12 protein-coding genes are annotated in these 14,619 nt (G+C 36.5%); 10 read left to right on the forward strand and 2 right to left on the reverse strand.

Going from position 1 to position 14,619, the window contains the following annotated elements:
- Positions 1–13 precede the first annotated feature (13 nt).
- The 7 genes from V7L31_RS22735 (at position 14) to V7L31_RS22765 (ending at position 9,205) form a co-directional block, all read left to right on the forward strand.
- Complete coding sequence (locus tag V7L31_RS22735) at positions 14–757, forward strand: methyltransferase domain-containing protein (RefSeq protein WP_334698361.1); 744 nt, start codon at positions 14–16, stop codon at positions 755–757.
- The gene (locus V7L31_RS22740; protein WP_334698362.1) at positions 754–2,172 is read left to right on the forward strand and encodes a hypothetical protein; all 1,419 of its coding nucleotides are present in this window, start codon (positions 754–756) and stop codon (positions 2,170–2,172) included. The genes V7L31_RS22735 and V7L31_RS22740 overlap by 4 nt, the downstream gene beginning before the upstream one ends.
- Before the next feature lie 3 nt (positions 2,173–2,175).
- Entirely contained in the window at positions 2,176–2,913 is a 738-nt protein-coding gene (locus V7L31_RS22745; RefSeq protein WP_334698363.1) for a class I SAM-dependent methyltransferase, read from the forward strand.
- Positions 2,914–3,003: 90 nt separating this feature from the next.
- Positions 3,004–3,426, forward strand: a complete 423-nt coding sequence (locus V7L31_RS22750) for a sugar 3,4-ketoisomerase (RefSeq protein ID WP_334698364.1) — start codon at positions 3,004–3,006, stop codon at positions 3,424–3,426.
- A 73-nt stretch (positions 3,427–3,499) separates the two neighbouring features.
- Positions 3,500–6,757, forward strand: coding sequence for a glycosyltransferase (locus V7L31_RS22755; protein ID WP_334698365.1), 3,258 nt, complete (start codon positions 3,500–3,502; stop codon positions 6,755–6,757).
- A 556-nt stretch (positions 6,758–7,313) separates the two neighbouring features.
- The gene (locus V7L31_RS22760; RefSeq protein WP_334698366.1) at positions 7,314–8,669 is read left to right on the forward strand and encodes a UDP-N-acetylmuramoyl-tripeptide--D-alanyl-D-alanine ligase; all 1,356 of its coding nucleotides are present in this window, start codon (positions 7,314–7,316) and stop codon (positions 8,667–8,669) included.
- Positions 8,666–9,205, forward strand: a complete 540-nt coding sequence (locus V7L31_RS22765) for a GNAT family N-acetyltransferase (protein ID WP_334698367.1) — start codon at positions 8,666–8,668, stop codon at positions 9,203–9,205. The genes V7L31_RS22760 and V7L31_RS22765 overlap by 4 nt, the downstream gene beginning before the upstream one ends.
- Positions 9,206–9,223: 18 nt before the next feature.
- Here V7L31_RS22765 and V7L31_RS22770 read toward each other — a convergent pair whose 3' ends face one another.
- Both V7L31_RS22770 and V7L31_RS22775 read right to left on the reverse strand, forming a co-directional pair.
- Positions 9,224–9,559, reverse strand: a complete 336-nt coding sequence (locus tag V7L31_RS22770) for a hypothetical protein (protein WP_179067401.1) — start codon at positions 9,557–9,559, stop codon at positions 9,224–9,226.
- 203 nt (positions 9,560–9,762) lie between these two features.
- A complete protein-coding gene (locus tag V7L31_RS22775; RefSeq protein WP_334698368.1) occupies positions 9,763–10,164 on the reverse strand; it encodes a fasciclin domain-containing protein in 402 nt (133 codons plus the stop codon).
- A gap of 278 nt (positions 10,165–10,442) precedes the next feature.
- Here V7L31_RS22775 and V7L31_RS22780 point away from each other — a divergent pair, with 278 nt between their 5' ends.
- From V7L31_RS22780 to kdpA, 3 genes are all read left to right on the forward strand, one after another.
- Positions 10,443–11,930 (forward strand): CIA30 family protein, encoded by a 1,488-nt coding sequence (locus V7L31_RS22780; RefSeq protein ID WP_334698369.1) that lies wholly within the window; start codon positions 10,443–10,445, stop codon positions 11,928–11,930.
- Between the two features lie 79 nt (positions 11,931–12,009).
- Positions 12,010–12,357, forward strand: coding sequence for a hypothetical protein (locus V7L31_RS22785; protein ID WP_334698370.1), 348 nt, complete (start codon positions 12,010–12,012; stop codon positions 12,355–12,357).
- A gap of 478 nt (positions 12,358–12,835) precedes the next feature.
- On the forward strand, positions 12,836–14,521 hold the full coding sequence (kdpA, locus tag V7L31_RS22790; RefSeq protein WP_334698371.1) for a potassium-transporting ATPase subunit KdpA: 1,686 nt from the start codon (positions 12,836–12,838) through the stop codon (positions 14,519–14,521).
- Positions 14,522–14,619 lie beyond the last annotated feature (98 nt).

The raw sequence follows: 14,619 nt of genomic DNA on the forward strand, positions 1-14,619 counted from the left end.
ACCTATAAAAACTATGGAAATTCGAGATCTAAAAAAATACTACAAAGATTATCTTAATCTTCCTTTTGAAGAGATTCAAATCTCTTATAGAAGAAAGAAAATACTAGAATGTTTAGCTACATATAAGGCTCAAAAAATATGTGAAATTGGTTGCGGTCTAGATCCTTTATTTAACTATATAAGAAACTATGAAAGTATACACATTGTTGAACCAATATTGGAATTTTATGAAAATGCTTGTGGGATGGCTAAGAGTAAAAGTAATATCACAGTACATTTAGGTAAATTAGAAGAGAACATTGCTTCTCTTTGCAAAGAAAAATTTGATTGTATTGTGATGAGTAGTCTTTTACATGAAGTTGAAAATCCAGAAGATTTATTAAGGTCTGTTAATAAAATAAGTTCTGCTAATACTGTAATCCATATTAATGTTCCAAATGCAAAATCTTTTCACCGCGTATTAGCTTACGAAATGGGTTTAATAAGTAATATTTTTGAAAAATCTGCTACCCAAAATAGAATGCAACAATTTAAAACTTTTGATTTGGAAAACTTAAAATCTTTTGTAATTAGTCATGGATTCTCTATAATTGAATCTGGCTCTTACTTTGTTAAGCCTTTTACTCATGAGCAAATGCAAAAAATGTATACTCAGAATATTCTTACAAAAGAAATTTTGAATGGATTGTATCTGATGGTTAAATATATGCCAGAAATGGGTTCTGAAATTTTTGTTAATATCAATGCAAATAAATGATGGAAAGACAAGCTACAATCATAGGAAATAATGTTTCTAGTCTAGTAGCTGCAATTGCCTTAGCGGCTCAAGATTGGAAAGTAAAGATAATAAATCCGTTATCTAGTTGGGGTGGACATTTTGGTGGTTTAACGTTTCATAATGATCATTTTGATTGTGGTATGACGTTTCTTGAGTTCGATTCGTTTCATCAATATCAATCTGATGAAGTTTTGACTTATAATCCAAATTTACGAAATGATTCTGGAAGGTTTACTTCTTTAATAAAAAATTATGTAAGTGATTTAATAATAACAAAAGTAGTTCCTCAACCTAAAATGTTCTTTAAAGGGGAAATATTTGGTGATTTGATGATTTCTAATGACCTAAGTATTTTAAACAAACTTAGTGTTGGAATTCAAGAAGCTATTCAAGAAGAACTGTTAGAAATAATAAGAAATCCTAACACTTCACTTCATGCTAAGAATAAGCTTAAAAATAATTTATTTTTTACTAATAACTTTAACGCAATATCGCTGGCAAATCAGGGCACAACTTTTCACAATCTTTTTATTGAATCTTTTTGTAAAAAAATCACATGTAAAAATACTGCTGATTTTTTAGGAATTTACCATAGAGGTGTATGGCTACCACTTTATTATCCTGAGACTATTTTATCGCAGTTTGAAATAGCGTCACAAGTTTTAAAACATACAGAATTTTATTATCCATATCAGGGATATACGGGTACTTTTGTTAATGCTTTATTAATGAAAGCTCAGGATAATACTAGAATTAATATTGAAAACACAACTATAAAATCTCTCATTTTTAATGGTTGTTATCAATTGCAATTAACTAATGATCATTTTGTTGAGACTAATAATCTTGTGTGGGGATTAGACCTATTTCCATTTATCAAACTTATTCAAGAAAATCAGCAGCCCTTAAATTATGACAAAGCATCTATAAGCATTTGCTTTATAACAATTTTAAGTAATATGATAAATAGGGAATTTAGTACTTTATTTATTTTGGATAAAGAATTTATTTCTTATAGAGTAACTAATCAAAATATATGCTCAGGAAGCAGTTCGCTTCTCACTAAATTAGTAGTAGAAGTTAATACTGATTTGGCAACATCAATAGGACTTATAGATGAAGCACAAATCAAAACTAGAATAGAATCTGAATTAATTAAATTACATATTATAGAATCAAAGACTGATATTCAGTATTTTTATTGCAAGCAATGGAAAAATTCGTTAATGATTCCCAGCCAAAATAGTTATGAGTGCTTCAATACCGAAAAATCTATGGTATTAAGAAAATTTCCAAATATAAAACTTATCGGAAATGGCTCTGGTTTTATGTCGTCATCTTTAAATGATCAAATAATCCAGGGCTTACAGATTGCTAAACAAATGGAGAATTAAAAAATGGGAATATCAAAAGAAAAACTCAATAAAATTGCCTTAGATTACCACACGAATAAAAATATTCCAGACAAACACATAGAAGATTTGGGTCAGATATATACTATTGAATGGGTTAAAAAACACCTTAAAGGGAAAACAAAAATTCTCGAATTAGGGTATGGTGAAGGTATTTTTACGAATGCTTTAGTACATGATAATTATAACGTGACTTTAGTTGAGGGTTCTTCTGTTCTAATAGATAAAGCAAAAGAAAAATTTGGTCAAAAAGTTGATTATGTTCATTGCCTATTTGAAGACTACGTACCAGTCAGAAAATTCGACGCAATTTTAGCACTGCACGTTTTAGAACATATTGATCAACCTAGAGTTTTATTAAAGCAAATGAAACAATGGATCAACAATGATGGTGTGATAATAGCTATTGTACCCAATAAAAATTCTATTCATAGGAAATTGGCTGTAATTATGGGTTTACAACCCGCATTAGATACTTTAAGCCAAAGAGACTTATTGGTGGGACATCAGAGAGTATATTCTCTGGAAACGCTTGAAGCAGATATAAAAGCTACCGATTATAATGTGGTAGATTCAACAGGTTTTTTTCTGAAAGTTCTACCAAATTCTATGATGCTTGAATATTCTCAAGATTTATTGAGGGCATTAAATGAAGTATCAAATTGTATTCCCAAAGATTTATTAGCCAACATCGGCGTAGTAGCACAAATTCAAAATAAATAATTATCAACATCATGAATATATCCAGATTTTATTGGTTCTAATTTAAGACATATCAATTTAAAAAGCTTTGAAAATGATTAACCTATCATCATGAGTATTGAACAGTGTCGTATTATTCATCTACCAAAGATACAAGATACGCGAGGTAATTTAACATTTATAGAAGGTAACAAACATATTCCTTTTGATGTCAAGAGAGTTTATTATCTCTACGATGTTCCAGGAGGAGCAGAGAGAGGTGGACACGCTCATAAACAATTACAGCAGCTAATCATTGCTATGTCTGGTAGTTTTGATGTGGTTTTAGATGATGGACATGGCAAATGGCGTTTTCCTCTAAATCGCTCTTATTACGGTCTTTATATCAGTTCTATGGTTTGGCGAGAACTAGATAATTTCTCATCGGGTTCTGTTTGTATGGTTTTAGCATCCACCTACTACGAAGAATCTGACTACTATCGTGATTATGATGAATTTATAGGAGATGTAAGAAACATAGACAATGAAAGTTAAATTTCTTGATTTGGAATTAAAATTAAAATGGAAATGCAAAGAGTTGTTGAAATTTTACTAAAGGTATTCAAATATGACATTATCTAATCCTTTAATTAGCGTAACTATGGCTACTTATAACCATGAAAAATATATAGGTGAAGCTGTAGAAAGTATTCTAAATCAAACATATACAAATTTTGAATTAATTATTGTTAATGATGGTTCTAACGATAAAACTGATGAAATTATAAGAAAATTTCGAGATGAACGTATAACTTATATTTATCAAGAAAATCAAGGTACAAGTAGTGCGATGAATCGAGCTATATTAGATTCTAGAGGAAAGTATATCGCTTTTATGTCTGGAGATGATATTAGTTATCCTCATAGACTAGAAACAGAATATAATTATTTAGTTACATCTGAAAAGAAAATTGTTTTTTCATGGGTAGATTTTATCGATGAAAATAGCCAGATAATAACTGATAGCCATTATGCAGAAAACTTATTTAACCATCCTAATAGAACCAGGTCTGAAATACTAAGACATTTCTTTTTTCATGGTAACTATATTAATGCTGTAACTGGTTTGATATATAGAGAATTACTTTTAGACGCTGGACTATTTAACGTAGCCGCTATTCAGATACAAGATTGGGAAATGTGGCTTAAATTAATTGAAAAGCATGAAATACATATTCTACCTGACCAGCTAATTAAATATAGGATTAGAGATATAGGAAACAATTTGAGTAGTCCATCTAACTTTATTCGCGCTGATTTTGAAGTTCAACAACTATATAGAAGGATATTTAATAATGTTCCAAAAGACATTTTTGAAGCTGCTTTTTCAGATCAAATTAGAAAATATAAATTTAGTGATGGAATCGAGTATGAATTAGAAAAAGCATTTTTATATCTACAACACAATTCTACTTCAGTCCAGATTATTGGTTGTGAGAAGTTGTTTGATTTATTGCAAGATATAAATATTCTTTCTTGGTCAATATCAGAATATAACTTTACTTTAATCGATTTCTATCAACTTACAAATAAAATAGATTTTCTTAACAAAAAAATACTCAGTATAATTCATGATAAATTTTTGTTAAAAGAAGAACAGTTAGAAAATGCAAAATTTGCATTAATAGAGGCAAATTACAAAATAAAACAAAATGCAGAATTGCATCAGTTACGAAAACAAATAGTAGAAGAATGCCTGAATATTTCAGATGAGCAGATAACAGATATGTATGTGGGTCTGCTAGGTAAAACACATAAAAGGTTAGTGAATAGTAGCATCAAATATGAAAGTCTGAGTGATGAAGAACAGATTTTCGCTAATGATATCGTTAAAAGTATATCTCAAGGTTTTGATCAGCCAAAAGCAATTCAGTATTTACTAGTAGCTATGCTGTATCGCCGTGCTGACCAGTTACCATTGCAGCATGACCTCTCTCGCATACCCAGTTGGTTAATTAATGACTATTTACAATTCCTATTTTCTGCACCTGTTCACTTTCAAGAACTGGGTGATGCAGATAATTACTATCACTATATACGGGGGTGGATTGATTACTTACACAAATCTATATTACAAAATTTTGACTCTCGTTTGTGGGATGAAATAGCTAATAATTTTGCATCCCTTGCTAATTTTATTCCTTTATATTTTAATGAGCATAATCTTAAAGATATCTATGTTAAGCGTGGAGAAATTATAGAGTTTCTACTGAAACTTAAGGGTTATGAGGTAGATTATGAGTTTGCTAATAGACCTATAGGCAGAAAAAAAATTCGCCTGGGTATTCTGGCTGCACATTTTCTACCTGGTTCTGAAACATTTGCCTACCTTCCTGTTTATGAGTATATCAGTAGGGATTTTGAAGTAATTTTGTACTCTCTTAATCAAACTGGTCATCAACTAGAGCAATATTGCCAAAGCTGTGCAAACTCCTTTAAGCTGCTACCACAAGATTTAACAGAACAGGTAAATATTATTCGTGCTGATGATCTCGATATATTATTCATTGCTACCAATGTGACGGCAGTAACCAATCAAATCTGTTTCTTATCAATGCATCGGTTAGCTAGAATACAAGCCACAAGTGGCGGTTCTGTAGTGACAACAGGAATGCGGCATATAGATTATTACATTTCTGGTACGCTAACTGACCCATCAGCGACGGCAGAAGAGCAATATCAAGAAAAGTTGGTGAAGCTAGAAGGAATTGCTCATTGCTTTAGTTATGGGAATGAACAAGAAAATGTAAATGTCAAAGTTGATCGAGAAAGTTTAGGTATCTCTGAAGAAACAGTTATTTTTGTTTCTGGCGCTAACTTCTTCAAAATCATCCCTGAACTAATTAATACATGGGCAAAAATAATTTCTGGAGTTCCCAACTCCGTTTTAGTGCTTCTGCCATTTGGCCCGAATTGGTCAAACAATTACCCTAAGAAAGCTTTTATCAATCACTTAATTAAAGTGTTTTCAAAGCATGGCATACCAGCAGAGCAATTAATAGTTTTAGATCCTCAGCCAGTGCCAAATCGGGAAGAAGTTAAAGAATACTTCAAAATTGCCGATGTATATCTAGATTCTTATCCATTTGCGGGAACAACTTCTTTAGTAGAACCACTACAAGTTAATCTACCAGTAATCGCTAGACGAGGAAGTAGCTTTCGCTCTGCGATGGGAGCCGCAATGGTGCAAGTACTGGATGTACCTGATTTAGTTGCCGATAGTGAAGAGTCTTATATACAATTAGCGATCGCACTTGGTAATAATCCTAAATTACGTCAAGAAAAGAGTGACCAAATTAAGGAAAAAATGCAGGGTAATCCTAGTTTTCTTGATAGTCGTTCTTACTCAGCTAAAATAGGTAGCTTATTTCAAGAATTATTAAGTAAGTATCTTGCAGATACTCTGAGTCAAAATTTACAACTAGGAGATATTAACCTAATTATCTTCCCTGATTGGTTACAGCCAGAGGAATCTCTTGGTTTAGCTTTAGAACAAGTGATTAAAACATTAGTAAATCATGTGAATAATGAGAAGATTACTTTAATTATCAATACGAGTAATACTGCTACTGAAGATGCAGAAATATTTTTATCTAGTATTGCGATGAATCTGCTGCTAGAGGAAGATTTAGATATTAATCAGGGATTAGAAATTTCTCTGTTAGAAAGCCTTTCTGAAATTGAGTGGCAAGGGTTGTTACCTCGAATTAATGCCAGAATTATTTTGGAATATGAAGATCAGGAAGCTTTAACACAAGTACCACTGAAAAATCTAGGATGTTATGAATTAGATAACTGGATTAATAAATTTTCGACTATTGATTAAACAAGATTTACCATATTCAGTACTCTTCATCAGTGCTGAAAATGAATTAAAATTCAGACTATAACAGGCTTGGCGAGCCCGGATTTCTCACCACACCTCTTAAAGCCTGTGCAAGTGCAGGGAAGAAGTAATAAGTAATAAGTAATGAGTAAGAAGTAAGAAGTTTTTACTCATTACTCATTACTCATTACTCATTACTCATTACTTCTCTTGTACTCCATCAAACGCCTTGAGCTTGTGAGAAATGCAGGCGAGGTATTATTGCCGAAAAAATCAGCCAAATCGCGATCGCCTTTTTGATGATAAAGCTTGTGTCGCAGGTTTAGAAGCCTTCTATAAGGGACTTCCCAATAAAAAATACTCAACTATTTATTGTGGCGTGTGCGACACGAGAGCCTATATACAAAGGCAAGCAAGATGCCTACCTCACAAGATTGGGTAATTGATTTATGGGAAGTCCCTAAATAAGTTTATAGTCAGCACTTCAATACTTAAATTTGTAATTACAAGTAAACAATATTATGTCATAATTCGATTTTATGATTTTGAACTTTAAATGCGTTGCTCTGCCACCCTAACCCAACTGGTTGAAGTTATTTTGGGCCATTCTGTAAACTTATCTGAAACTGCTTTAACACAAGTAAGTAGTGGTATCCAAACAGATAGCCGTACCCTGAAGCCGGGTGAAGTATTCGTTGCTTTCCGAGGCGATAAGTTTGATGGACATGAATTTGTGCCAACTGCGATCGCAAAAGGTGCAATAGCTGCAATTGTAGATTTTGAATACGAAAATCCCGGATTTCCTGTATTACAGGTAAAGGATACCCTCAAAGCATATCAAAAACTTGGCCGATGGTGGCGCGATCACTTTAACATTCCTGTAATTGGTGTGACGGGTTCTGTAGGTAAAACTACAACCAAAGAATTGATCGCCGCAGTCTTAGCAACTAAGGGACGAGTTCACAAAACTTATGGAAATTACAATAACGAAATTGGTGTCCCGAAAACTCTCCTAGAACTTGGCAGCGAAAATGATTACGCCGTAATTGAGATGGCGATGCGGGGTAGGGGACAAATTGCCGAACTGACGCAAATAGCGCGTCCAACAATTGGAGTAATTACCAATGTGGGGACGGCACATATTGAGTTACTGGGTTCCGAAGAAGCGATCGCTGAGGCAAAATGTGAGTTATTAGCCGAAATGTCTGCTGATAGTGTGGCAATTCTCAATCACGACAATCCCCTATTGATGGCCACGGCGGCGAAAGTTTGGCACGGAGAAGTTTTAACTTACGGCTTTTCTGGTGGGGATATCCAAGGGCAATTAATTGATAACGAGATTGTGGAAGTCGCAGGCATCCAACTACCTCTGCCTCTAGCTGGTCGTCACAACGCGACTAATTTTTTGGCAGCTTTGGCGGTGGCAAAGGTGTTGGGGATTGATTGGGAAACCCTCAAAGCAGGTGTGAATGTGGATATGCCCACAGGGCGATCGCAGCGATTTAATTTACCCAATGATGTAGTAATCTTAGATGAAACTTATAATGCTGCACCAGAAGCGATGATTGCAGCGTTGCAATTATTGGCAGAGACACCCGGAAAGCGGAAGATTGCCGTATTGGGTGCAATGAAAGAATTGGGAGAGCGATCGCAGCAGTTGCACCAGCGAGTGGGAGAAACAGTCCGAAAGTTGAATTTAGACGGCTTGTTGGTTTTGGTAGATGGACAAGATGCCGAAGCGATCGCTCTTAGTGCTGAGGGGATTCCATCGGAGTGTTTTGCCACTCATGCCGAGTTGGTGGCTAGGTTGAAGACATTTGTGCAAACAGGCGATCGTTTATTATTCAAAGCCGCTCATTCTGTGGGACTAGATCGGGTAGTCAATCAATTACGTGCAGAATTTCCCAAATGATACCACTAGAAACCCAACGTCTGATACTGCGAGACTTTGTAGTATCAGATTGGCCAGGGGTTCATCAATACGCCAGCGATCCGCAAGTTGTGCGTTATTTAACCTTTGGCCCGAATAGCGAAGAAGATACCAAAAACTTTTTGCAAAGAGAGATTTTATTACAAAGTAAAGAACCCCGTCAGCATTTTGCCTTGGGAGTGACTTTAAAACCCCAAAAGCAATTAATTGGTATCTGTCGTATATCCGTTCAGGATACTGACAACAAAGTAGGCTCTATTGGATACTCTTTCACTAAAGAATTTTGGGGACAAGGATATGCAACTGAAGCTGTAAAAGCAGTTGTTTCATTTGGTTTTCAGGAGTTAAATTTACATCGCATCTTTGCTACTTGTCACCCAGAAAACATTGCCTCTGCACGAGTGATGCAAAAAATCGGAATGCAGCAGGAAGGGTATTTGCGAGAACACCATTGGATTAAGGGAGAATGGCGAGACTCTTGGTTATATGCCATCCTTGAGCATGAATGGATTTTCTGAAAATATCACCTATAGACTTTAGTTGGAAAGACTAGGGTTGTTGTTGTTGCTGTAGTGTCTTTGAAAAAGAATTGCTGCCAAATTAGTCACCAGACAGGTGATTGCTAGCCATAACAAGATATAAGTAGGAGCCATCACCACGCCAATCATGAACCAAGTATATACGTGAAAGATCATTACAGAAGCAAAAAAGCTAGCAATTGCAGCAGATTGCCATACTTGATGTGATGGACGACGTAACGCTACCAGACCCATCGTTAAAATTGTGATAAGTAAGTTTGCTGGTACGAGAAATGCACAAATACTTATGCAGTTGCCACGAGAGAACTCAGCTAAGGTGTTAAAATCGAGCATTAATTTGTTGGGATAGATGTTTGCTTTTTAAGAATTTACTAATTTATTTTAAAACAACGCAATTTAAATTAACATAATAGTGAGTAATCACATTGCAAATATAACATAAATTAAAATATTTACTTGCCTTTTGATACTATCAATAGTTAGTTAATTATAAAATTTCTGGATAATTAGGGTGGAAAACACCCACCCTAGCTGAATTAACCCGGTAAAATTACCGTATCGATAACATGTACCACACCATTATCAGCTTCGATATCTGCTGCTAAAACTGTGGCATTTTTAACTTCAAAACCATCAGAAGAATCAATTTTAATGGGTGAACCTTCTACAGAATTAACCGTACCGAGTTCTGCCAAATCAGCCTTTAGCAGCTTTCCTGGAACGACATGATACTTTAAAATCCGCGTTAGCTGGGGAATATTCTGTAACAGAGTTTGGATAGTTCCCGGTGGTAACTTGGCAAAAGCTTCGTCATTGGGTGCAAAGACTGTGAACGGGCCAGGACTTTTTAATGTTTCTACTAAACCAGCCGCTTGGACAGCTGCTACCAGTGTTTTGAAAGACTCAGCCGTAACTGCAATATCAACAATATCAGCCATATATTTTAACCTCAATATCTGCAAAAGATTTTAAAGGATAATAAACCTATTTTAATTTTTATTGAAAAAGAGACTGGGGACTGGGGATTAGGGACTGGGAAAACACTACCCAAGTTTTGTTCGCGCAGCGATGCCTCCGGCGTCTCAAAGGTTGCGATCGCACATTCGCCGCAGTCGTGATTTATTTGGTTTGTGATGATACTTACTTGTGCGCGATCGCACCTTCACAACCCACTCTCGAAAATTGTTACCCTAAATAAAGTTATGAGGACGCAAATATGACTGACAAAAATCGTTCTCAATGGGACTTAGGCAGGTTTATCGAAACCCTGACTTACTTTGAGGTAATTCCTTTCCTTAACTGGGTACAGCAGTTAATCCAAGGCCGTCCTAAGGATAATCAAGATAGACCCAATGGAGGGAGAAACGTGGGTGTAATATTAGTAGCAGGTGCAACTGGTGGTGTCGGGAAACGAGTAGTGCTGCGATCGCTCCAACAAGGTTATAAAGTTCGCGCCCTAGTTCGAGATATTGACAAAGCGCGGTCAATTCTTGGTAATGATATAGATTTAGTAGTTGCGGATATCACGCAACCAGAAACTTTAACTCCTTTAGTTTTAGCTGATATTCAAGCTGTAATTTGTTGTACAGCAGTACGTGTACAAACTGTTGAGGGAGACACAGCAGATAGAGCCAAATATTATCAAGGTGTTAAATTTTACCAGCCGGAAATTGTCGGCGACACTCCCGAAAATGTAGAATATCAAGGTGTCAAAAACTTAGTCCAAGCTGCGGCAAAATATTTACCCCAAGCAAACGAAAAACAAATATTTGATTTCACCAAACCATCAGCAGAATTAAAAGATTACTGGGGAGCGTTGGATGATGTCGTCATGGGTGGTGTGAGTGCCAGTAATATCCAATTGCTAGATAATACAGCTTTATTTGCCGGTAATGTCTCCACTGCTAACTCTGGCGGATTTGCTTCTGTCAGAACGAAGAATTTTGATCCACCCTTTAACTTATCTGGTTACACTGGTGTAAAACTGCGTGTCAAAGGTGACGGTCAGCGTTATAAAATCTTTCTGCGGACAGATACAAAATGGGATGGTATTGGTTACAGCTATTCTTTCGACACCGTAGCGAATACTTGGATAGATATTCACATTCCCTTTACAGATTTGATTCCCGTCTTTCGGGCAAAAGTTGTCAAAGATGCGCCGCCAATTGAACAAAGTAGAGTTTGCTCATTCCAACTGATGTTGAGCAAATTTGAATATGATGGCGCTTTGAATCCCAAATTTTCTCCAGGTGGTTTTGCTTTGCAGTTGGAATCAATTAAAGCTTATGGTGAGACAACTTTACCACAATTTATTCTCGTCAGTTCAGCAGGTGTAACTCGTCCTGGCCGCCCTGGAATTAATTTAGATGAAGAACCGCCAGCAGTGAAATTAAATGATCAATTGGGAGGAATTTTAACTTGGAAGTTGAAAGGAGAAGATAGTTTAAGAGAAAGCGGAATTCCTTATACGATTATTAGACCTTGTGCTTTAACTGAAGATGCAGGAAGTAAGGAATTAATATTCGAGCAAGGCGACAATATTAGAGGCAAAATCAGTCGTGAGGATGTGGCAAAACTTTGCGTGCAAGTGCTAAAAATAGAAAAAGCATCTAACATTACATTTGAGGTTAAGCAAGGAGAAAATACTGTCAATTATATCGATTTGCAAAGTTTATTTTCTAACTTACAACCGGATAAGAGATGAGATTTTTGCAGCTTTTTAGTCTGCAAGTATTCCAATAAAGCCTGCTTAGATAGACTGTTCTAATAAGTCAGCTATTGAGATGAAAAAAGTCAAGGTGCTAGTAATCGCCGGTATTTTAATAACAATTATCTGGGGCGGTTTTTTTTCCAAAACTGCCTCATCGCAGCAAGTTGAGTCCCGCATCAATAACCTGGAAGCAGACTTGAGTCGTGTTGAGTCGCGGTTAAATCAAATAGAGTCTCAGCTAGGTAAAACCCGCCAGTCGTCATCCTCAAGAACGACACTTACCCCACGACAGTCAACCGATTCTAGAAGGAATTTATCACAGCAAGAGCCAATGTTTGATCGGCTAGCAACTTTGGTGATTGAATTGAAGCAACAAGTCAATAAATTAGAGGAGCGAGTTGCTAAGATAGAATCACGCTAAATATTTATTTCACCTGTATAGAATGTTGATAATAGCCATGACTATATCAAAGCTGTACGAGCGCGACACCGACGCAACGCCGCCAGGTCACTTGACATTTGGGCTTCTGCCTTAACTTGACACCGATAAGCCCATTCTGACTTCTGAATTCTTGTTCAACTTTCGTATGATCGTTTGCCCGTTCTATCAGCAAGACAACAAGCACAGCTACATCTCCACCTAAAGGAAACAAAAATGTTTCTTTGATTGGTGCTGTTGATATCTTTGAAAGTAGCAAACTGGGAAAATGTATTGTATAAACAAATAATCCTAACTAGTGAGATAAATGAATTAAGAGTAAAAATTAAATATTCTTAACAAAGACTTTAACAATTATCTGGAAAATAGTAAATCTCTCGAAATTAAATATTCCCACAGTTAATCTGTTATTTCTCAGAATTGGCTTGTTAGCACTCAAATTTAATTTAGCACAAAATATATGGGACAAGGTTTTTTGCAAATAGGCTTAACGCTGTTTATTGTCATAACAATCACTCCGCTATTTGGAAGATACATAGCACGTGTCTTTTTGGGAGAAAGAACACTGCTGGATTTTTTAATGAACCCCATAGAGCGAAGTATGTTCGTACTAGCAGGTGTTCGGAGAAAAGATGATATGACGGGTTGGCAGTATATCCGAGCTGTATTGTGCAGTAACATCATTATGGGCATTGCAGTATATTTGCTGATATATTTTCAGAGACTCTTACCCTGGAATCCCAATGCCTTTGGTGCGCCTACTTGGGATGTATTACTGCACACAACTATTTCATTTGTGACAAATACCGACCAGCAACACTATGTTGGTGAGACAACCTTAAGCTATTTTAGCCAGGTAGCGGCTTTAGGCTTTTTGATGTTCACCTCCGCAGCTACCGGTTTATCTGTAGGAATTGCCTTTATTCGCGGGTTGACGGGTAGACGGCTGGGTAACTTTTACGTCGATCTAGTTCGTGGAATTACGCGAATATTGCTGCCGATTTCGATTATTGGTGCGATCGCTTTGCTGGTAACAGGTGTGCCACAAACATTAGCGAACACTCTGGATGTGAGAACCTTAGAAGGCGGGACGCAATATCTTGCCAGAGGCCCAGTAGCATCCTTTGAAATGATCAAACTTTTGGGCGAGAACGGCGGCGGCTTTTTTAGCGTCAACTCAGCACATCCCTTTGAAAATCCCAATGGCGCTTCTAATTTGATAGAAATGATCGCCATGATTTCTATCCCAGCAGCCTTGATTTACACCTACGGTATATTTGCCAACAACATCAAACAAGCTTGGCTACTTTTTTGGATGGTGTTCGTGATTTTTGTAGTTCTAGTGGGAGTGACAGCCGTAGGAGAACTACAAGGTAATCCCCTAGTTAATAACGCTTTTGGATTAGAACAGCCTAATTTAGAGGGTAAAGAAGTTCGATTTGGCTGGGCACAAACGGCATTTTGGGCAGTGATGACTACTGCTACTATGTCTGGTGCGGTAAATGGGATGCACGATTCTTTGATGCCGCAAGGAATATTTTCGACTCTCTTCAACTTATTTATCCAGGTTCTCTGGGGTGGTCAAGGAACTGGAACAGCTTACTTATTTATTTACTTAATTCTCACAGTGTTCCTCACTGGACTAATGGCAGGACGCACCCCAGAGTTTTTAGGACGCAAAATTGAAAAGCGAGAAATCGTCCTTGCTAGCGTCGTGCTGTTGATTCACCCAATTCTAGTTTTGATTCCCAGTGCGATCGCTCTAGCTTATCCCATCTCCCTATCTGGAATTAGCAACTCTGGCTATCACGGTATTTCTCAAGTAGTTTATGAATACGCCTCAGCAGCAGCAAACAATGGCTCTGGCTTAGAGGGGTTGAGGGATAACACCTTGTGGTGGAACTTGAGTACTTTAGTTAGCTTAATAGGAGGACGCTACATTCCGATAATTGCCATCCTGCTGTTGGCTGACGGCATGTCTCGCAAAAAACCAGTCCCCGAAACCCCTGGTACATTAAGAACTGATTCCCTGGTATTTACTGGTATCACAGCTGGAGTGACGCTGGTTTTAGGAGTATTGACTTTCTTTCCCGTTCTGGCTTTAGGCCCCATAGCTGAGGGTTTAAAGCTAGCATCTGGCAGTTAGAAAATTTATGAGTTATGAGTGATGAGTTTGGAATTAAGAGAATACTAAAAAATAAATAAATTATCCAGTTTCGTAGAGTGTCTTACTAACGCCACCCT

It is taken from the genome of Nostoc sp. (genome assembly GCF_036916655.1).
Lineage (GTDB): Bacteria > Cyanobacteriota > Cyanobacteriia > Cyanobacteriales > Nostocaceae > Nostoc.